Source organism: Flavobacterium sp. JLP (assembly GCF_015350755.1).
Taxonomy (GTDB): Bacteria; Bacteroidota; Bacteroidia; order Flavobacteriales; family Flavobacteriaceae; genus Flavobacterium.
Genome location: NZ_JADKPS010000002.1, coordinates 433,317 through 451,675, shown reverse-complemented (window position 1 = coordinate 451,675; position 18,359 = coordinate 433,317). Strand labels below are relative to the sequence as shown.

17 protein-coding genes are annotated in these 18,359 nt (G+C 34.0%); all 17 read left to right on the top strand.

Annotation, left to right across the window (positions count from 1 at the left end):
- Nucleotides 1–92: 92 nt before the first annotated feature.
- The 17 genes from IRZ83_RS07370 to IRZ83_RS07290 all read left to right on the top strand — a co-directional run bounded on the left by IRZ83_RS07370 (nt 93) and on the right by IRZ83_RS07290 (nt 18,324).
- Nucleotides 93–287 carry a cold-shock protein gene (locus tag IRZ83_RS07370; RefSeq protein ID WP_007137066.1) on the top strand — a complete coding sequence of 65 codons (195 nt, stop codon included), beginning with the start codon at nt 93–95 and terminating at the stop codon, nt 285–287.
- Nucleotides 288–530: 243 nt separating this feature from the next.
- Nucleotides 531–896, top strand: a complete 366-nt coding sequence (locus IRZ83_RS07365; protein ID WP_194567836.1) for an NADH-quinone oxidoreductase subunit A — start codon at nt 531–533, stop codon at nt 894–896.
- A gap of 130 nt (nt 897–1,026) precedes the next feature.
- The gene (locus IRZ83_RS07360; RefSeq protein ID WP_029271568.1) at nt 1,027–1,575 is read left to right on the top strand and encodes an NADH-quinone oxidoreductase subunit B; all 549 of its coding nucleotides are present in this window, start codon (nt 1,027–1,029) and stop codon (nt 1,573–1,575) included.
- A gap of 1 nt (nt 1,576) precedes the next feature.
- The gene (locus IRZ83_RS07355; protein WP_029271567.1) at nt 1,577–2,098 is read left to right on the top strand and encodes an NADH-quinone oxidoreductase subunit C; all 522 of its coding nucleotides are present in this window, start codon (nt 1,577–1,579) and stop codon (nt 2,096–2,098) included.
- A gap of 25 nt (nt 2,099–2,123) precedes the next feature.
- A complete protein-coding gene (locus tag IRZ83_RS07350; RefSeq protein WP_029271566.1) occupies nt 2,124–3,362 on the top strand; it encodes an NADH-quinone oxidoreductase subunit D in 1,239 nt (412 codons plus the stop codon).
- A gap of 233 nt (nt 3,363–3,595) precedes the next feature.
- A complete protein-coding gene (locus IRZ83_RS07345; protein ID WP_029271565.1) occupies nt 3,596–4,126 on the top strand; it encodes a complex I 24 kDa subunit family protein in 531 nt (176 codons plus the stop codon).
- Nucleotide 4,127: 1 nt separating this feature from the next.
- A complete protein-coding gene (nuoF, locus tag IRZ83_RS07340; protein WP_194567834.1) occupies nt 4,128–5,495 on the top strand; it encodes an NADH-quinone oxidoreductase subunit NuoF in 1,368 nt (455 codons plus the stop codon).
- 84 nt (nt 5,496–5,579) lie between these two features.
- A complete protein-coding gene (locus IRZ83_RS07335) occupies nt 5,580–6,611 on the top strand; it encodes a 2Fe-2S iron-sulfur cluster-binding protein (RefSeq protein WP_029271563.1) in 1,032 nt (343 codons plus the stop codon).
- Nucleotides 6,612–6,613: 2 nt separating this feature from the next.
- Nucleotides 6,614–7,669, top strand: coding sequence for an NADH-quinone oxidoreductase subunit NuoH (gene nuoH, locus IRZ83_RS07330; protein ID WP_029271562.1), 1,056 nt, complete (start codon nt 6,614–6,616; stop codon nt 7,667–7,669).
- Nucleotides 7,670–7,748: 79 nt separating this feature from the next.
- Nucleotides 7,749–8,294 (top strand): NuoI/complex I 23 kDa subunit family protein, encoded by a 546-nt coding sequence (locus IRZ83_RS07325; protein ID WP_029271561.1) that lies wholly within the window; start codon nt 7,749–7,751, stop codon nt 8,292–8,294.
- The gene (locus IRZ83_RS07320) at nt 8,295–8,834 is read left to right on the top strand and encodes an NADH-quinone oxidoreductase subunit J (RefSeq protein WP_029271560.1); all 540 of its coding nucleotides are present in this window, start codon (nt 8,295–8,297) and stop codon (nt 8,832–8,834) included.
- Nucleotides 8,834–9,154 carry an NADH-quinone oxidoreductase subunit NuoK gene (gene nuoK, locus IRZ83_RS07315; RefSeq protein WP_029271559.1) on the top strand — a complete coding sequence of 107 codons (321 nt, stop codon included), beginning with the start codon at nt 8,834–8,836 and terminating at the stop codon, nt 9,152–9,154. The genes IRZ83_RS07320 and nuoK overlap by 1 nt, the downstream gene beginning before the upstream one ends.
- A 6-nt stretch (nt 9,155–9,160) precedes the next feature.
- Nucleotides 9,161–11,044: an NADH-quinone oxidoreductase subunit L gene (gene nuoL / locus IRZ83_RS07310; RefSeq protein WP_194567832.1), complete on the top strand. Its 1,884-nt coding sequence runs from the start codon at nt 9,161–9,163 to the stop codon at nt 11,042–11,044.
- Between the two features lie 10 nt (nt 11,045–11,054).
- Nucleotides 11,055–12,494 carry a NuoM family protein gene (locus tag IRZ83_RS07305; protein WP_194567830.1) on the top strand — a complete coding sequence of 480 codons (1,440 nt, stop codon included), beginning with the start codon at nt 11,055–11,057 and terminating at the stop codon, nt 12,492–12,494.
- Between the two features lie 64 nt (nt 12,495–12,558).
- Nucleotides 12,559–13,959 carry an NADH-quinone oxidoreductase subunit N gene (locus tag IRZ83_RS07300; protein ID WP_194567828.1) on the top strand — a complete coding sequence of 467 codons (1,401 nt, stop codon included), beginning with the start codon at nt 12,559–12,561 and terminating at the stop codon, nt 13,957–13,959.
- A 163-nt stretch (nt 13,960–14,122) separates the two neighbouring features.
- A complete protein-coding gene (locus IRZ83_RS07295) occupies nt 14,123–14,896 on the top strand; it encodes a Bax inhibitor-1/YccA family protein (RefSeq protein WP_194567826.1) in 774 nt (257 codons plus the stop codon).
- 587 nt (nt 14,897–15,483) lie between these two features.
- Nucleotides 15,484–18,324 carry a T9SS type A sorting domain-containing protein gene (locus IRZ83_RS07290; protein WP_194567824.1) on the top strand — a complete coding sequence of 947 codons (2,841 nt, stop codon included), beginning with the start codon at nt 15,484–15,486 and terminating at the stop codon, nt 18,322–18,324.
- Nucleotides 18,325–18,359 lie beyond the last annotated feature (35 nt).

The following is an 18,359-nucleotide window of genomic DNA, read 5'->3' as shown; positions in this document are numbered from 1 at the left end:
CAATAATTTTTACAAAAAATTAACAGCTTATTGTCTTTTGTATGAATTTATATGTTACATTTGCTACATTATAAATTATTATTACAATTACAATGCGTACAGGTACAGTAAAATTTTTCAATGAATCTAAAGGTTATGGATTCATTACAGACGAAGAAACAGGAAAAGATATCTTCGTTCACGCTTCAGGAATTAACGCGGAAGAATTACGCGAAGGTGACCGTGTAAGCTATGAAGAAGAAGAAGGAAGAAAAGGGAAAGTTGCTGCTAAAGTAGCAGTAATCTAAGAAAAATATAGCAATTTATTTTTTTTGCCTCTGAATGGTTTTAAAAACGTTTCGATTTATTTCGAAACGTTTTTTTTTGTTCATTTCTTAAAAATATATTAAAAATCCTTCATCTTATTTATAATCAATAAAAATTAGATGTAAACGCCGTTTTAGAGTTCACTTAAATCATTTTTTAGCTTGTGATTTACAGAGTTGAAAGTTATCTTTGTGGCTTATTCTTTAAGTAAAAAACCTAAGTTTATGCAATCTGATCAATACAGTTACATTCCTATTTTAATGCAGTTCATTTTGGCTGTTGGTTTTGTGGTAGGAACAATCATTATTTCTGGAAAATTAGGACCAAAAAGAACCTCAGAAGTTAAAGACAAAAACTTCGAGTGCGGTATCGAATCTGTTGGTAATGCTCGTATTCCGTTTTCAGTAAAATATTTCCTAGTTGCAATTTTGTTTGTATTGTTTGATGTAGAGGTAATCTTCCTTTATCCTTGGGCAGTAAACTTCAGAGAATTAGGAATTGAAGGAATGTTAAAGATGATTGTTTTCATGGCGCTTCTTTTGGTTGGTTTTTTCTATATCATCAAAAAGAAAGCATTAGACTGGGAATAAGAAATTTTAGATTTCAGTCCCGAAGTCTCGGGAAAGATTTCTCAAATTAAAAGATTTAATGATAATAAATTGATTTTGATTTATATGATTTACCCAAATCTAAAATCTGAAATCTAAAATCTGAAATAAAATGAGCGATTCAAATGTAAATATGGTTGCACCGCCAGAAGGAGTTGTAGGAGAAGGTTTCTTCGCTACAAAACTAAATGATGTTGTAGGTTTAGCAAGAGCCAATTCATTATGGCCATTGCCTTTTGCCACTTCATGCTGTGGTATCGAATTCATGGCGACTATGGCTTCACATTATGATTTAGCACGATTTGGTTCTGAGCGTGTGAGTTTTTCTCCTCGTCAGGCTGATATGTTAATGGTAATGGGAACTATTTCTAAAAAAATGGCACCTATTTTAAGACAAGTTTACGAACAAATGTCTGAACCTCGCTGGGTAATTGCAGTTGGAGCCTGTGCATCGTCAGGAGGAATTTTCGATACTTATTCCGTTTTACAAGGAATTGACAAAGTAATTCCGGTTGACGTTTACGTACCAGGATGCCCGCCAAGACCAGAACAAATTGTTGATGGCGTAATGAAACTTCAAGAATTGGTAAGAAGCGAATCTGTCAGACGCAGAAGCTCCCCAGAATACCAAGAATTATTAGCTTCTTATAACATTTCATAAAATGGCTTTAGAAAATACCCTGATTCAAGATAAACTTACAGAAACATTTGACGCAAGTGTTTTTAACTTTCAACAGGAAAGAGATATTTTTTCACTAGAAACAACTGCTGACAAAATCACTGCTTTGATTCTTTTTTTGAAAAACGATTCTGATTTACGTTTTCATTTTTTAACCGATTTATGCGGTATTCATTATCCAGACAACGAAACAGATCGTCAGTTTGCGATCGTTTACCATTTGCACAACTGGTATGAAAACACAAGAATAAAAATCAAAGTATTTCTTAACGGTGAAAAACCAGAAATTAAAACCATTTCAAATATTTTCCTAAGTGCAAACTGGATGGAAAGAGAAACTTACGATTTCTTTGGCGTTAACTTTATTGGTCACCCACAATTGAAACGTATTTTAAATATGGATGAAATGATATCTTTCCCAATGCGAAAAGAATTTCCAATGGAAGATAGCGGAAGAACCGATAAAGACGACAGATTCTTTGGAAGAACAACAACAAATTGCTAAAAAATAAATAATTCAACATTATAAAATGTCAGAACTATTATTACCCCCAGAGCATCGTTATGCTAAAATAATTAAGGAGAAACTAAACGAAGACGGAAGCGAGCTTTCAGTACTGAATTTAGGGCCAACCCACCCAGCAACTCACGGTATTTTTCAGAATATCCTTTTGATGGATGGAGAAAGAATTCTAGAAGCTGAACCAACTATTGGCTACATCCACAGAGCTTTCGAAAAAATTGCCGAAAATCGTCCTTTTTATCAAATTACGCCACTTACTGATCGTATGAACTATTGCTCCTCTCCTATTAATAATATGGGATGGTGGATGACTTTAGAAAAACTTCTAGGAATTGAGGTTCCAAAAAGAGCGCAGTATTTAAGAGTAATCGTAATGGAGCTGGCTCGTATTACAGATCACTTAATCTGTAACTCGATTTTAGGAGTAGATACTGGTGCATATACTGGTTTCTTATACGTTTTTCAATTTAGAGAAAAAATCTACGAAATCTACGAAGAAATTTGTGGAGCTCGTTTGACTACAAATATGGGAAGAATTGGTGGTTTTGAAAGAGACTGGTCTCCAGCTGCTTTTGCAAAACTAGATAAATTCCTAGAAGACTTTCCTGTTGCATGGAAAGAATTCGAAAACTTATTCGAAAGAAATAGAATTTTCCTTGATAGAACCGTAAACGTAGGTGCAATTACAGCTGAACAAGCAATGGCTTACGGATTTACAGGTCCGAACTTACGTGCTGCAGGGGTTGACTACGATGTTCGTGTTGCACAGCCTTACTCATCATACGAAGATTTCGATTTTATTGTTCCTGTTGGAAAATCAGGTGATACTTATGATCGCTTCTGTGTACGTAATGCTGAAGTTTGGGAAAGTTTAAGCATTATTCGTCAAGCATTAGATAAAATGCCTGCCGGAAATGAGTATCATGCAGAAGTTCCTGATTATTACCTTCCTCCAAAAGAAGATGTTTATACTTCGATGGAATCTCTAATTTATCACTTTAAGATCGTAATGGGAGAAGTTCCTGTACCAGTTGCAGAAATTTATCACCCAGTTGAAGGAGGAAATGGAGAATTAGGATTTTATTTAGTCACTGATGGAAGCAGAACTCCATACAGATTACATTTCAGAAGACCTTGCTTTATTTATTACCAAGCATATCCAGAAATGATTAAAGGTGCTTTACTATCAGATGCAATTGTTATTCTATCAAGTTTAAACGTAATTGCAGGAGAATTAGACGCATAAAATATTGTAGATTTTAGATTGCTGATTAATAATGCAGATTTTAGTCCCGATCCCGAAGCCTCGGGACGGGATTAGATTTAAAAATTATAATTAAGAATTGAAAAAATCAGATTGAAGAATCTAAAACTTAAACAATGGTTGAAGAATCATAGATTGTAGACAAAGATTGAAAAAATCTAAAATCTAATCCCGTCCCGAGGCTTCGGGATCGGGAGTAAAATCCAAAATTAAAAATGGAACGTAAACATTACAAACAAGAAATAAACATGACTGAAGCATTGATGACTCGCATCAATGAATTAATCAGTCATTATCCTGAAGATAAAAGAAAATCAGCTTTGTTGCCTGTTTTGCACGAAGTGCAGGATGCTCATGATAACTGGCTAAGTATTGAGCTGCAGGATAAAGTTGCTGAAATTTTGCACATTAAACCAATTGAGGTTTATGAAGTGGTTACTTTTTATACCATGTACAACCAAAAACCAATTGGAAAATACATGTTCGAATTTTGCCAGACTTCTTGTTGTTGTTTAAATGGGGCCGAAAATTTAATGGATTATACTTCTGAAAAATTAGGCATTAAAATGGGCGAAACAACTCCAGACGGGATGTTTACCATTGCCGGAGTAGAATGTTTAGGTGCTTGTGGATACGCTCCGATGATGCAGTTAGGTGATTTCTACAAAGAGAAACTGACAGAAGAAAAAATCGATCAGTTAATCGCTGATTGCAGAGATGATAAAATAATATTACACGATAAATAATATGTCACAAAAAATATTATTAGATAAAATCAATGTTCCTGGTATTAAAACCTATGAAGTTTATCGCCAAAATGGCGGATACGCTTCTGTAGAAAAAGCTTTAAAAACACTTACACCAGACGAAGTTGTTGAAGAGGTAAAAAAATCAGGACTTCGTGGGCGTGGTGGAGCAGGTTTCCCTGCAGGAATGAAATGGAGTTTTATTGATAAAAAATCAGGAAAACCTAGACATTTAGTTTGCAACGCTGACGAATCTGAACCGGGAACTTTTAAAGATCGTTATTTGATGGAATTTATTCCTCACTTATTGATCGAAGGGATGATTACTTCAAGTTTTGCTTTGGGGGCTAACTTATCCTATATCTATATTCGTGGAGAATATATGTGGGTTTTCAAAATTTTAGAAAGAGCAATCAACGAAGCAAGAGCTGCCGGTTGGTTAGGAAAAAATATATTAGGAACAGGTTACGATTTAGAGTTACATGTTCACTGTGGAGCTGGAGCTTATATTTGTGGAGAAGAAACTGCACTTATTGAGTCTTTAGAAGGTAAAAGAGGAAATCCTCGTATTAAGCCACCTTTTCCAGCGGTTTCAGGACTTTGGGCAAATCCTACAGTAGTAAACAATGTTGAAACTATCGCCACTGTGCCATGGATCATCAACAATTCTGGTGATGATTACGCTAAAATAGGAATTGGACGTTCTACAGGAACTAAGTTAATTTCTGCTTCTGGACACATCAAAAACCCTGGAGTTTACGAAATTGAATTAGGTTTGAGCGTTGACGAATTCATGAATTCTGATGAATATTTAGGAGGAATGTCTTCAAGCCGACCATTAAAAGCATTTGTTCCTGGAGGATCTTCTGTGCCAATTCTACCAGCTGAATTGATTTTCAAAACAGCAAACGGCGAAGATCGTTTAATGACTTACGAATCTTTGAGTGATGGTGGTTTTGCTACTGGATCTATGTTGGGTTCTGGAGGATTTATCGTTTACAACGACACTGCCTGTGTGGTAAGAAATACTTGGAACTTTGCTCGTTTTTACCACCACGAATCTTGCGGACAATGTACACCTTGCCGTGAAGGAACAGGATGGTTAGAAAAAATATTATGGAGAATCGAAAACGGTCAAGGCCGTGAAGAAGATATCGAATTACTGTGGAGTATTCAGAGTAAAATTGAAGGAAACACAATTTGTCCGCTTGGTGACGCCGCTTCTTGGCCAGTAGCAGCTGCGATTCGTCACTTTAGAGATGAATTTGAATATCACGTTCGCTTCCCAGAAAAAATTAAAAATAGAGATCACTTTGTTGCTGAACCTTTTTCACAAGTGAAGCATTTAGTAGGCAGACAAACAGTTTAAAAATAGTTTAAAGTTTCAAGTTTTTTTAGTTTCAAGTGAAAACCTGAAACGTGAAACCTGAAACTAAAAAAACAAAATATAGAGATGAAAGTAACCATAGACGGTCAAAGTATAGACGTAGAGCCAGGAACAACGATCCTGCAGGCTGCACGTATGATTGGTGGAGATTTGGTACCGCCAGCCATGTGCTATTACTCAAAATTAAAAGGCAGTGGCGGAAAATGCCGTTGTTGTTTAGTTGAAGTTTCGAAAGGAAGTGAAGCTGACCCAAGACCAATGCCAAAATTAATGGCATCTTGCGTAACAGGATGTATGGACGGAATGGAAGTAAACAGTAAATCTTCTGACAGAGTTACTGAAGCTCGTAAATCTGTAACTGAATTTTTATTGATCAATCACCCTCTTGACTGTCCAGTTTGTGACCAAGCTGGAGAATGTGATCTTCAAAATTTAAGTTTCGAGCACGGAAATCCGAAATCACGTTTTATCGAAGAAAAAAGAACATTCGAACCAGAAGATATTGGTCCGCATATTCAACTGCACATGAACCGTTGTATTTTATGCCAAAGATGTGTACAGGTTGCAGATCAATTGACAGACAATAGAGTTCATGGAGTATTAGATCGTGGTGACCACGCTAATATTTCAACTGGAATTTCAAAAGCTATCGACAATGAGTTTTCTGGAAACATGATTGACGTTTGTCCGGTTGGAGCTTTAACAGACAAAACTTTCCGTTTCAAATCAAGAGTTTGGTTTAACAAACCTTACAATGCACACAGAGAATGTACAACTCCGGGATGTTGCGGTAAAACAACCGTTTGGATGTTTGGTGGAGAAATTCAACGTGTTACTGGCCGTAAAGATGAGTATCATGAAGTAGAAGAATTCATTTGCAACTCTTGTCGTTTCGACCACAAAAATGTTAATGACTGGGTTATTGAAGGACCAAGAGAATTTGAAAAAGATTCTGTTATCAATCAAAATAACTACACTCAAAAATTAGAGAAAGTAGAAATCGCTACAGAAAAAAATATTCTTCTAGGCAGAGATGTTGACCGTAAAAAAATTAGTATGGCTGAAATTCCATTAAACACTAACAACAAAAATTCTTAACAATGGTAGATGGTGCATTTATTATAGAAAAAAGTGTTGTAATTGTTGTGGTTTTTGCCGTAACAATGATTATGGCGATGTATTCTACTTGGGCTGAACGTAAAGTTGCGGCTTTCCTTCAGGATCGTGTAGGGCCTAACCGTGCTGGATGGGGAGGATTATTACAGCCTCTTGCTGATGGTATGAAATTATTTTCAAAAGAAGAATTTTTCCCAAATACCCCTAACAAATTTTTATTCATTGTTGGACCGGCAATCGCCATGAGTACAGCTTTGATGACAAGTGCTGTTATTCCGTGGGGAGACAGACTGCATATTTTTGGACGCGATGTTCTTTTGCAGGCTACTGATGTAAACATTGCTTTATTATATGTTTTCGGAGTTATCTCTGTTGGAGTTTACGGAATCATGATTGGAGGATGGGCTTCAAATAATAAATTCTCATTGATGGGAGCTGTTCGTGCAGCTTCGCAAATGGTTTCTTATGAAGTTGCCATGGGATTATCAATGATTGCTTTATTAATGATGACTGGAACTTTAAGCTTAAAAGAAATTTCTGAACAACAAGCAGGAATGAACTGGAATATATTTTATCAGCCATTATCCTTTTTAATTTTCTTGATTTGCGCATTTGCAGAAACAAATAGAACTCCTTTTGACTTAGCAGAATGTGAATCTGAGTTAATTGGTGGTTATCATACAGAATATTCATCTATGAAAATGGGATTTTATTTATTTGCTGAATATGCAAATATGTTTATCTCTGCTACTATTATTTCAGTATTGTTTTTTGGAGGATACAACTATCCAGGAATGCAATGGATGGTAGAAAATGTAGGTGTAAATACCGCTAATATTTTAGGAATTGTGGTATTGTTTGCTAAAATATGTTTCTTCATATTTTTCTATATGTGGGTACGTTGGACAATTCCGAGATTTAGATATGACCAATTAATGAATTTAGGCTGGAGAATTTTAATTCCGCTTTCGATTATTAATATTATGATTACCGGAGTAGTTATTCTAAGACATGAAATCGCAGTATTTTTAGGATTATAATAAAAGCTTGAAATTAAAACTAAAATAGATTTGGAATTTGATTTACCTTCAAATTAAAAATCGTAACATATATTATAAAATGTCAATAGAAACTATATCATTATCGGGTAGAAAAAAGATGGTCTCTAATAAAGAGATGACCTTTTGGGAACGATTGTATCTTGTGGCGATTGTAAAAGGATTGATTATTACTTTTAAACACTTATTCAGAAAAAAAGTAACTATTCATTATCCTGAACAAGTGCGAGAAATGAGTCCAGTTTATCGTGGTCAGCACCAGTTGAAACGCGATGAACAAGGCCGTGAAAATTGTACTGCTTGCGGATTATGTGCTTTATCATGTCCTGCAGAAGCAATTACAATGAAAGCAGCTGAGCGTAAAGCAGATGAGAAACACTTATACAGAGAAGAAAAATATGCTTCGATCTACGAAATCAATATGTTGCGTTGTATTTTTTGCGGTTTATGTGAAGAAGCTTGTCCAAAAGACGCTATTTATTTGACAACATCAAAAGTATTGGTTCCTTCTAGCTACGAAAGAGAAGATTTTATTTTTGGAAAAGACAGATTAGTGATGCCTCTTGACGTGGCAATCAAAAATGCTCAACTTAATAATGCTAACTAAATGATACATATTCCTGATTTTGCACACGCAACTACTGTACAAATTATATTTTGTTTCTTAGCGTTTATTACGGTAATTACAGCATTTTTGACCATTTTTAGCAGAAATCCAATTCACAGTGCTATCTATTTAGTAATTTGTTTCTTTTCGATTGCTGGACATTATTTACTATTAAATGCTCAATTTTTGGCTGTCGTACATATTATAGTCTACTCGGGGGCGATTATGATTTTGTTCCTGTTTACGATCATGTTAATGAACCTAAATGAGCGCCATCAAGTTCACAGGCCAAGAATTACACGTTTAGGAGCAATTGTTTCTTTCTGTTTGATTTGCATTGTACTAATTACAATTTTCATTAATTCTAAACCAATTGTTGGAGAATATGATTCAACTGGCGAAGATTTTCAATCAATTAAAGTATTAGGGAAAATATTACTAAACGAATATATGGTTCCGTTTGAATTTGCTTCGATTTTGCTTTTGGTTGCAATGATTGGAACTGTATTATTGTCTAAAAAAGAAAAATTAAATAAATAATGGGTAATATATTAAATCAAATAGGTATTGAAAATTACATCTTTTTAAGTGTTGTACTTTTTTGTATTGGTATTTTTGGTGTATTGTACAGACGAAATGCGATTATCGTTTTCATGTCTATCGAAATCATGTTGAATGCGGTTAACCTTTTATTTGTTGCTTTTTCAACGTATCATCAAGATGCACAAGGACAAGTTTTTGTGTTCTTCTCGATGGCAGTTGCTGCGGCAGAAGTTGCGGTAGGATTGGCCATTTTGGTTTCTGTTTTTAGAAATTTAGGCTCAATTAGTATCGATAATTTAAAAAATTTAAAAGGATAAATGGAAATGGATACCAATTTAGCTTTAGTTTTAGTTTTAGCTCCTTTTTTAGGATTTTTAATCAATGTTTTCTTTGGAAAAAGCTTAGGAAAAACAGTTTCTGGAATCATCGGAACTGTTGCAGTAGCGATTTCATTTGGAGTTATACTTTTTCTTTTCAATCAAATTACTACAACTGGAAAAGCCATTCAAGTAACTTTATTTGATTGGATTCAGATCAGTAATCTTCATATCAACCTTGGATTTTTATTAGATCAATTATCAATTCTTTGGTTGCTTTTTGTAACCGGAATTGGATCTTTGATTCACTTATACTCTATCAGTTACATGCACGACGATCAAAATATGCATAAGTTTTTTGCGTATTTGAATCTGTTCGTATTCTTCATGATTACACTTGTAATTGGAAGCAACTTATTAGTTTTATTTATTGGCTGGGAAGGCGTTGGTCTTTGCTCTTATTTACTTATCGGATTTTGGTATAAAAACCAAGATTATAATGATGCGGCAAAAAAGGCATTCATAATGAACAGAATTGGAGATTTAGGTCTATTAATTGGAATGTTTATTATTGGTTCAATGTTCTCAACTTTAGATTACGCAACTTTAAAAACTGCAATTGCGGGAGCAACAAATTTAAATTTACCATTGCTTTCATTAGCTGCTTTATGCTTGTTTATTGGAGCTTGTGGTAAATCAGCACAAATACCTTTATATACTTGGTTACCAGACGCAATGGCTGGACCAACTCCAGTTTCGGCTTTGATTCACGCTGCAACCATGGTTACTGCTGGTATCTTTATGGTAACTAGATTAAACTTTGTTTTTGATTTAGCGCCAGATGTTCAAACCGTTATTGCAATTATTGGAGGTGTAACTTCATTGGTAGCGGCAACAATAGGCTTAGTTCAAACTGATATTAAAAAAGTATTAGCATATTCTACAGTTTCACAATTAGGATTAATGTTTTTAGCATTAGGTTTTGGAGCTTACGAAGTAGCTGTTTTTCATGTAATTACTCACGCTTTCTTTAAAGCTTGTTTATTCTTGGGTTCAGGTTCTGTAATTCACGGTTTACATGGAGAACAAGATATGCGAAAAATGGGAGGCTTGCGTAAAGCAATGCCCGTTACTTTCTGGACCATGTTAATTTCATCATTGGCTATTTCTGGTGTTCCATTATTTTCCGGTTTTTTCTCTAAAGATGAAATCTTAATGACCGCTTTTCACCATAGTGTCCCACTTTATGTTGTTGGGTCTATTGCTTCTATTATGACAGCTTTCTATATGTTTAGATTAATGTTTTTAACTTTCTTTAAAGATTTTAGAGGAACTGAAGAGCAAAAACATCATTTACATGAAAGTGACGGATTAATAACGTTTCCCTTAATGATTTTAGCTGTTCTAGCAACTTTTGGCGGACTTATCAGTTTACCTGGAAACAGTTGGTTAAACGAATATCTGGCACCTATTTTTACGAAAGTGGCTGGCGAAGAACATCATTTAGGCACAACAGAATATACCTTAATGGGAGTTGCCGTTTTAGGCGGATTTATTGGAATTTTAATTGCTTATATTAAATACTTCAAACAAGACAATGTTCCTGAAGCTGATGAAAACATTAGCGGCTTAACCAAAGTTTTATATAACAAATATTATGTAGATGAAATCTATGATGTAATATTTGTACGTTCTATAAACGGATTATCAAGATTCTTTAGAGATCGTATTGAAACAGGCTTATCAGCACTTGTTTTCGGATTAGGAAAAGTAACCAATGAAATAGGTTTTCAAGGTAAAAAATTACAAAATGGAAGTGTGGGATTATATCTTTTTGCTTTTGTTTTGGGTCTTTGTGCCATTGTTTCCTATATATTTTTAGCTCAATAATTTTATAACTATGAACGTTTCTCTTATATTAATTATTCTTTTAATTGGTGCATTTGTCACTTATTTTGCAGGCGATAAACTAGCATCAAAAGTAGCTTTGTTCTTTAGTTTGGCAGCTTTAGGCTGTTCGGTTGTATTGCTAAATCATTTTTGTGCTGGCGAAAACATCAGCTTAATCAATGCTTGGATTACACAGCCTAAAATTTCATTTGCGCTAAATGCTGACGGATTGGCCATTGCTATGGTTTTATTAACTGTATCCTTAACACCAATTATTATATTCTCTTCTTTCGGAAATGAATATAAAAATGCTAAAGCTTTCTATTCTTTAATTTTATTTATGGCTTTTGCTATGACAGGAACTTTCTTGGCAGCAGATGGTCTTTTATATTATATTTTCTGGGAATTAGCTCTTATTCCAATTTATTTTATTGCTCTTATATGGGGTAATGGAGATGCAGAAGAAAGAAGAAAAGCAGTTGTAAAATTCTTTATTTATACACTTGCTGGTTCATTATTCATGCTAATAGCTTTTATTTATTTGTATCAAAAAGCAGGAAGCTTCTTAATTGAAGATTTATACAAATTGAACCTATCAGCCGATGAACAGCTTTGGATATTTTTGGCTTTCTTTTTAGCGTATGCTATTAAAATTCCAATTATTCCTTTCCACACATGGCAGGCAAATGTTTATCAAAAAGCACCAACTGTCGGGACAATGCTTTTATCTGGTATCATGTTAAAAATGGGATTATACAGTGTTATTCGTTGGCAGTTGCCAATTGCTCCCCTTGCAGCAAAAGAATACATGAATATTTTCATCGCTTTAGGAATTGCTGGCGTTATCTACGGATCAATAGTCGCTTTAAGACAAAAAGATCTAAAAAAATTATTAGCTTATTCTTCTTTAGCGCACGTTGGATTAATTGCTGCAGGAACTTATACTTTGACTCTTGATGGTTTGCGTGGAGCTGTTTTGCAGATGATCGCTCATGGTTTTGTTGTAGTAGGGTTATTTTATGCTGCTGAAATCATTTATAGAAGATTCGAAACTAGAGAAATTGGTGCATTAGGAGGTATTCGTGTGCAGTCGCCAAAATTTACTTCTATGTTTTTAATTTTGGTTCTAGCTTCAGTAGCTTTACCAAGTACTTTTAATTTCGTTGGAGAGTTTACCGTTTTATATAGTCTTTCTCAAATAAATATTTGGTTTGCTGTTTTAGGCGGAACAACTATTATATTAGGAGCTTATTATATGCTTAAAATGTTTCAAAATGTAATGCTGGGTGAAACCAATTCGAAAAATTTTGCGGATATTACTGTTAATGAAGGTATTTCATTAGTTATAATTATCGCAGTACTGATCTTCTTCGGATTTTATCCAAAACCAATTACAGATTTGATTACACCAAGTTTAGAAACGATTTTAAACGTTATCAATAAAAATTAATATTTTAAATAAAAATAAATTAGGGCGTCATTAGTTTTAGATTTCCTAAATCAAAAAAACAAAAATGAATACATTAATAGCTATAACAGGATTGGGTATTTTCTGCCTATTGTTTGAAATTCTTAATTTAAGAAAAGCCATTGTTCCTTTTACCATTGTTGGTTTACTAGGTGTTTTGGCTCTTAATTTTTATGAATTTGAAAACGCAACAGCAACACATAGTTACTATAATAACATGATTACAGTGAGTAAATTCTCAACTGCATTTTCATCATTGTTTATTATTTTGACTATTTTCCTTGTAGCTTTAAGTCATAATTTTTACGAAAATCATCAAACTAAGATTTCTGATTTCATCGCAATAAAAATATTTTTATTAGCTGGAGGAGTTGCAATGGTTTCTTTTGGAAACTTAGCTATGTTCTTTTTAGGAATTGAAATTTTGTCAATCGCACTTTATGTTCTTGCAGCAAGCGAACGTTTGAATTTGAAAAGTAACGAAGCTGGTATGAAATATTTCTTAATGGGATCTTTTGCATCAGGTATTATATTATTCGGAATTTGTTTGATTTACGGCGCTATGGGAAGTTTTGATGTTGTTGAAATCAGCGAAAGCTCTTTATCTGCTGAATTGCCAATCTGGTTTCCAATCGGGATGATACTAATGACAATCGGAATGTTATTTAAGGTAGCTGCAGTTCCATTTCATTTCTGGGCTCCAGACGTTTATGAAGGATCTCCTGCTTTAACAACTGCTTTAATGAGTACTTTGGCTAAAGTAATAGCAATAGCAACACTATTTAAATTGGTTGCAGAGCTTAACTTAATTCCATCATTAGAAAATCAAGGTCTTTTAGGAACTTTTGAAAATATCATTGTAATAATTTCAATTGCTTCGATGACTGTTGGAAATATAATGGCATTACGTCAAGTAAATGTAAAACGTATGCTGGCATTTTCTGGAATTTCGCATGCAGGTTTTATGCTGATGACTTTTCTAACAGTTGCATCTTCAGCTGGAGTTTTACTATATTATACAGCAGCTTATGCTTTGGCGGGAATTGCAGCGTTCAGCGTTATTTTATACGTTTGCAAAAACCAAGAAAATGAAGATATTACAAACTTTCACGGTTTAGGAAAAACAAATCCGTTATTGGCAGCAATACTTACAGCTTCATTATTATCAATGGCCGGAATCCCAATTTTTTCTGGATTTTTTGCAAAATTGTTCTTATTTGACCAAACCATCAAGGCCGGATTTATTGCTTTAGTAATTGTAGCTGTTATAAACTCGATCATAAGCGTTGGATATTATTTCAAGCTAATTTTAGCAATGTATTCTAAAGAACCAAATCAAGAACGTACCGGAAAACCATTTCTAATTTACGCTGTAGCAGTTATTTCAATTGTTTTAAATATTGCTTTAGGTTTATTTCCATCCTTAGTTTTAGATTTATTGAAATAAAAAAATCAAAATAAAATACCAATCCATCAAGAGTTTCTTTTGGTGGATTTTTTTATTTAAAAGCAGTTTTTACAGAAGAAAAATTCATGTTAAAAATTTAACGCAAAGAATTGCACTTCAAAAAAACTCCATATATTTGAGTACAATTAAATGTATTAGAAATATGAACTTCAATTCAAAAAATCCGTTTTTAAGTGACAAGCGTTTCTCATCAAATGCTGTTTCAAAAACTCAAGAAGTGCACGAAGCACAAATTATTGATTATAATCAAGAAATGACCTTGTCTGGTACAATCAATAAAACAGCTATTTTATTTTTAATATTAACTGCTTCTGCTATAGTAACGTGGTGGATGGCATTTAACGGAATGAATCCTATTTTACCTGCAATTGGCGGTGCAATAGTTGGATTAATTTTGGTTGTAATCTCTTCTTTCAAACCGCAGGCTTCACCCTATTTAGCTCCAGGTTATGCCTTATTTGAAGGTTTGTTTATTGGAGGAATCTCTGCGATATTTGAATTAAGATATCCAGGAATCGTAATTAACGCTGTAAGCGCAACCTTAGTAACTTTTTTAGTTTGCTTAGGTTTATATAAATTTAAAATCGTAAAAGTTACGGAGCAATTTAAATCTGTTGTTATTGCCGCTACATTGGCAATTGCAACTTATTATTTATTTTCATGGTTAGCTTCTTTGATCTTTAACTTTACTCCAGTTCATTATGGAAACGGAATGATGAGTATAGGAATTAGTGTTTTCGTGATTATTATTGCAGCTTTGAATTTATTCTTAGATTTCGATCAAATTGAAAAAGGAGTACAGCAAAGAATGCCAAAATTCATGGAATGGTTTGGAGCAATGGGATTAATGATCACATTGGTTTGGCTATATGTGGAATTCTTACGATTATTATCAAAACTATCAAGCAAAGATTAATTTTCTCTTTAGATAATGAAAGCCTTTTTGAAATTCAAAAAGGCTTTTTTTTTGCGTTTAAATTTAAAATGAGTCTCTATTAAACATTTAATTCAGAAAGTAAAAACACCTTATTTTATTTATAAAACCAGTTCATTATTTAATTCAAAGAATTACTCTTAATATTATCTTTTGACCATATTTAAATAAAAAATCATTGCTTAGAGCATTTGTTTAGATGAAAATCTTATATAACTGAGCTTAAAAAGTAATCTATTTCCTATTTTAATTTAATTTCTTTAAATTTTTAAAAAATTCAAAATAAACTGATTTTCTTTAATCAAAACACTTCTGTAGTTTTTAAAAATAGTAGTAAAAGTAAGACTTAACAAACAAATCAGCCATTATGTAATAAATTACAATTTATGTAATTTATTACATAATTACAAAATAAGATACAATTATTTTACATTATATGTTTTTTTAAACGTAAATAATTATGAATTTAAAAAAATTATATATTTTTGTGTAATCGATTACAATTGACCACTGTATCTGATATTCAAAACCACTTAATAACTTTTACTAATTATTTAACCAAACCAATTATGAAAAAAAACTTACTTTTATTAGTAGCTCTATTTGCGAGTATGCAAATATGGGCACAAACAGTACAAATTAGCGAAGCTTCTGGATGGCTAGAATCAGCTTTTGTAAAATGGCAGCCTGTAAGCGGCGCACAAACGTATAATGTATATTATACTGGAGAAGGAATAGCCGACAGAAAAGTAGACGATCAGCTTATTAGAAGTTACGGTAGTTATTTTCGCGCCGATATTCCTGGACTAAAAGCGGGTTCTTATACCGTTAAAGTAAAACCAGTTATTTCAGGAACAGAAGGATCTGGATCTACGACAAGCAGCCTAACTGTTTTAGCTCAGGATCGAAACGGATTCGCTTTTGAAGGCGGACGTGTTCCAGGAGGTTATAAAGCAGACGGAACACCAAAAGACAACGCTGTAATTCTTTACATTACACAAAATACAAAAAATACCATTTCGATGAATATTACTGGCGCAAGTGCAAATCCTTGTGTTGGCCTTCAAAACATTTTGTATGCCATTAAAAAAGGAAAAGATACTCGCCCTTTTATCTTTAGATTAGTTGGAAACATAACAGACATGACCGTGATGGAAGGCGGCGATGTTGTTATTGAAAATGCAAACAATGCATCGAGCTATGTTACGATAGAAGGTGTTGGAACAGATGCAGTTGCAAATGGCTGGGGTGTTCGTCTTAAAACTGCTTCAAACATCGAAGTAAGCAATCTTGGCTTTATGAATTGCAACAGTACAGCAGGGGATAATGTTGGAATGCAACAAGATAATGATCACATTTGGGTTCATAATTGCGATTTGTTTTATGGAAATGCAGGAAGTGACGCTGACCAAATAAAAGGAGATGGCGCATTAGATAATAAATCTTCTACATACATTACACTGTCTTACAACCACTTTTGGGATAACGGAAAAGCAAGTCTTTTAGGATTAAGCGAAGGAACTACAACAGGTTTATATATTACGTATCACCACAACTGGTTCGACCATTCTGATTCCCGTCATCCTCGTGTTCGTTATTATTCAGCACATATTTACAACAATTATTATGATGGAAATGCAAAATATGGTGCAGGATCAACTTTAGGATCTTCTCTTTTTGTAGAAGGAAATTACTTCCGAAACAGCAAACACCCAATGCTGACTTCATTGCAAGGTTCGGATATTTGGGACGAAGCAAATCAAGTAAATAATGCTGGAACCATGGGAACTTTTTCTGGTGAAGCTGGAGGTTTTATAAAATCATATAACAACACTTTTGATGCTTCAAACGGAACAAACAATATGCGTTTTGTAGCTTATAATGATCCAAATCCTTTATACAATATTTCAGGAAAAATCAGCTCGGCTACAGATTTTGATGCCTATGCTGCTTCAACTAGAGGAGAAACTATAAGCAGTTCTATTAAATCTAAATCGGGTGCAAACACTTATAACAACTTTGACACCGATGTGGCTCTTTATGTAAAAAATTTAGTGATCGACCAGCCGGCAGCTGCAAAAACAAAAGTAACTCAATATTCAGGACGTGTATCTGGAGGAGATTTAAAATGGACATTTAACAATAGTGTAGATGATACTTCATCATTAGTAATTACGGCACTTAAATCTGCCCTTACTAATTACACTGGAACATTAGTTGCTGTTCAGGGAGAAGGAAATCCCCCTGCAAGTTCTCAAACATTAACTTCTACAACAAATAATAACCAGACAGTTGTAAGCGGAACTGCAATTGGAACTATTATTTTTACATGGGGGGGCGACGCTACAGACGCAACCGTAACAGGTCTACCAGCATCTGGATTAACTTTTGTAAAAAATGCTACAGCCAAAACAATCACGATTACAGGAACTCCCACTGCAACTGTGTCCTACTCTATTGCTACGACTGGAACCGGAACACCAGCAACAGGATCAGGAACAATTACTGTTACGGCTGCGGGAGCTCAAACTTTAACTTCTACTACAAATAACAATCAAACTGTAGCTAGCGGAACAGCAATAAGCTCAATTGTATTTACCTGGGGAGGAAATGCCACAGATGCAACTGTAACGGGACTGCCAGCATCAGGAATTAGTTTTGTAAAAAATACAACAGCAAAAACTATTACCATAACTGGAACTCCAACTGCAACAATATCCTACTCTATTGCGACTACAGGAACTGGAACGCCAGCAACAGGATCAGGAACAATTACTGTGACCACTGGAACACCAAGTGGAGACCAAAATCATAATTTTACGACATCAGGAAAAACCAGTTCATTTTATACTATTACAGGAAACATGAATTCAACTCCGGGATCTGTAACGTATGCTGGATTAACATTAACAGAGCGCTTAAAAATTGAATCAAGTACATCTATTACTTATACAACAACAGGTGCTTCAACATTAACTTTGGTTTTTGATTCTAACTTTACTGGAACAATAAAAGTTAACAACGTTTCATACACAGCATCAGCTGGTGTCGTAACAGCTTCAATTCCTGCAGGTTCTAATACTATTACTAAAGGATCAGTCGCTAATTTATTCTACATCAGTACACATTATACAGGTGGAACTTTAAAGGCAGCAAAAGCTGAAGCAACGGAAGAAGTGGAAAGTTCAAAAGTGATTTTATACCCTAATCCAGTTTCCGATGTTTTGTATTTATCAAAATCAAGCCAAACTGTAGAAAAAGTTTTGATTTACAATATGTCTGGAACCTTAGTTTTAACCACTGGGAAAAATGCTGAAAATATTGATTTAAGTACTCTTATTCCAGGAACTTATTTGGCTAAAGTATATACTTCTGACGGCTCATTCAATCAAACGATTCTTAAAAAATAATTGATTAAAATTTAAAAGAAAAAGGCTTCCAAATT

What these genes read in the sequence shown, in the direction of transcription:
- IRZ83_RS07370 (WP_007137066.1), top strand. Translation starts at nt 93, where the DNA reads ATGCGTACAGGTACAGTAAAATTTTTCAATGAATCTAAAGGTTATGGA.
- IRZ83_RS07365 (WP_194567836.1), top strand. Translation starts at nt 531, where the DNA reads ATGCAATCTGATCAATACAGTTACATTCCTATTTTAATGCAGTTCATT.
- IRZ83_RS07360 (WP_029271568.1), top strand. Translation starts at nt 1,027, where the DNA reads ATGAGCGATTCAAATGTAAATATGGTTGCACCGCCAGAAGGAGTTGTA.
- IRZ83_RS07355 (WP_029271567.1), top strand. Translation starts at nt 1,577, where the DNA reads ATGGCTTTAGAAAATACCCTGATTCAAGATAAACTTACAGAAACATTT.
- IRZ83_RS07350 (WP_029271566.1), top strand. Translation starts at nt 2,124, where the DNA reads ATGTCAGAACTATTATTACCCCCAGAGCATCGTTATGCTAAAATAATT.
- IRZ83_RS07345 (WP_029271565.1), top strand. Translation starts at nt 3,596, where the DNA reads ATGGAACGTAAACATTACAAACAAGAAATAAACATGACTGAAGCATTG.
- nuoF (WP_194567834.1), top strand. Translation starts at nt 4,128, where the DNA reads ATGTCACAAAAAATATTATTAGATAAAATCAATGTTCCTGGTATTAAA.
- IRZ83_RS07335 (WP_029271563.1), top strand. Translation starts at nt 5,580, where the DNA reads ATGAAAGTAACCATAGACGGTCAAAGTATAGACGTAGAGCCAGGAACA.
- nuoH (WP_029271562.1), top strand. Translation starts at nt 6,614, where the DNA reads ATGGTAGATGGTGCATTTATTATAGAAAAAAGTGTTGTAATTGTTGTG.
- IRZ83_RS07325 (WP_029271561.1), top strand. Translation starts at nt 7,749, where the DNA reads ATGTCAATAGAAACTATATCATTATCGGGTAGAAAAAAGATGGTCTCT.
- IRZ83_RS07320 (WP_029271560.1), top strand. Translation starts at nt 8,295, where the DNA reads ATGATACATATTCCTGATTTTGCACACGCAACTACTGTACAAATTATA.
- nuoK (WP_029271559.1), top strand. Translation starts at nt 8,834, where the DNA reads ATGGGTAATATATTAAATCAAATAGGTATTGAAAATTACATCTTTTTA.
- nuoL (WP_194567832.1), top strand. Translation starts at nt 9,161, where the DNA reads ATGGATACCAATTTAGCTTTAGTTTTAGTTTTAGCTCCTTTTTTAGGA.
- IRZ83_RS07305 (WP_194567830.1), top strand. Translation starts at nt 11,055, where the DNA reads ATGAACGTTTCTCTTATATTAATTATTCTTTTAATTGGTGCATTTGTC.
- IRZ83_RS07300 (WP_194567828.1), top strand. Translation starts at nt 12,559, where the DNA reads ATGAATACATTAATAGCTATAACAGGATTGGGTATTTTCTGCCTATTG.
- IRZ83_RS07295 (WP_194567826.1), top strand. Translation starts at nt 14,123, where the DNA reads ATGAACTTCAATTCAAAAAATCCGTTTTTAAGTGACAAGCGTTTCTCA.
- IRZ83_RS07290 (WP_194567824.1), top strand. Translation starts at nt 15,484, where the DNA reads ATGAAAAAAAACTTACTTTTATTAGTAGCTCTATTTGCGAGTATGCAA.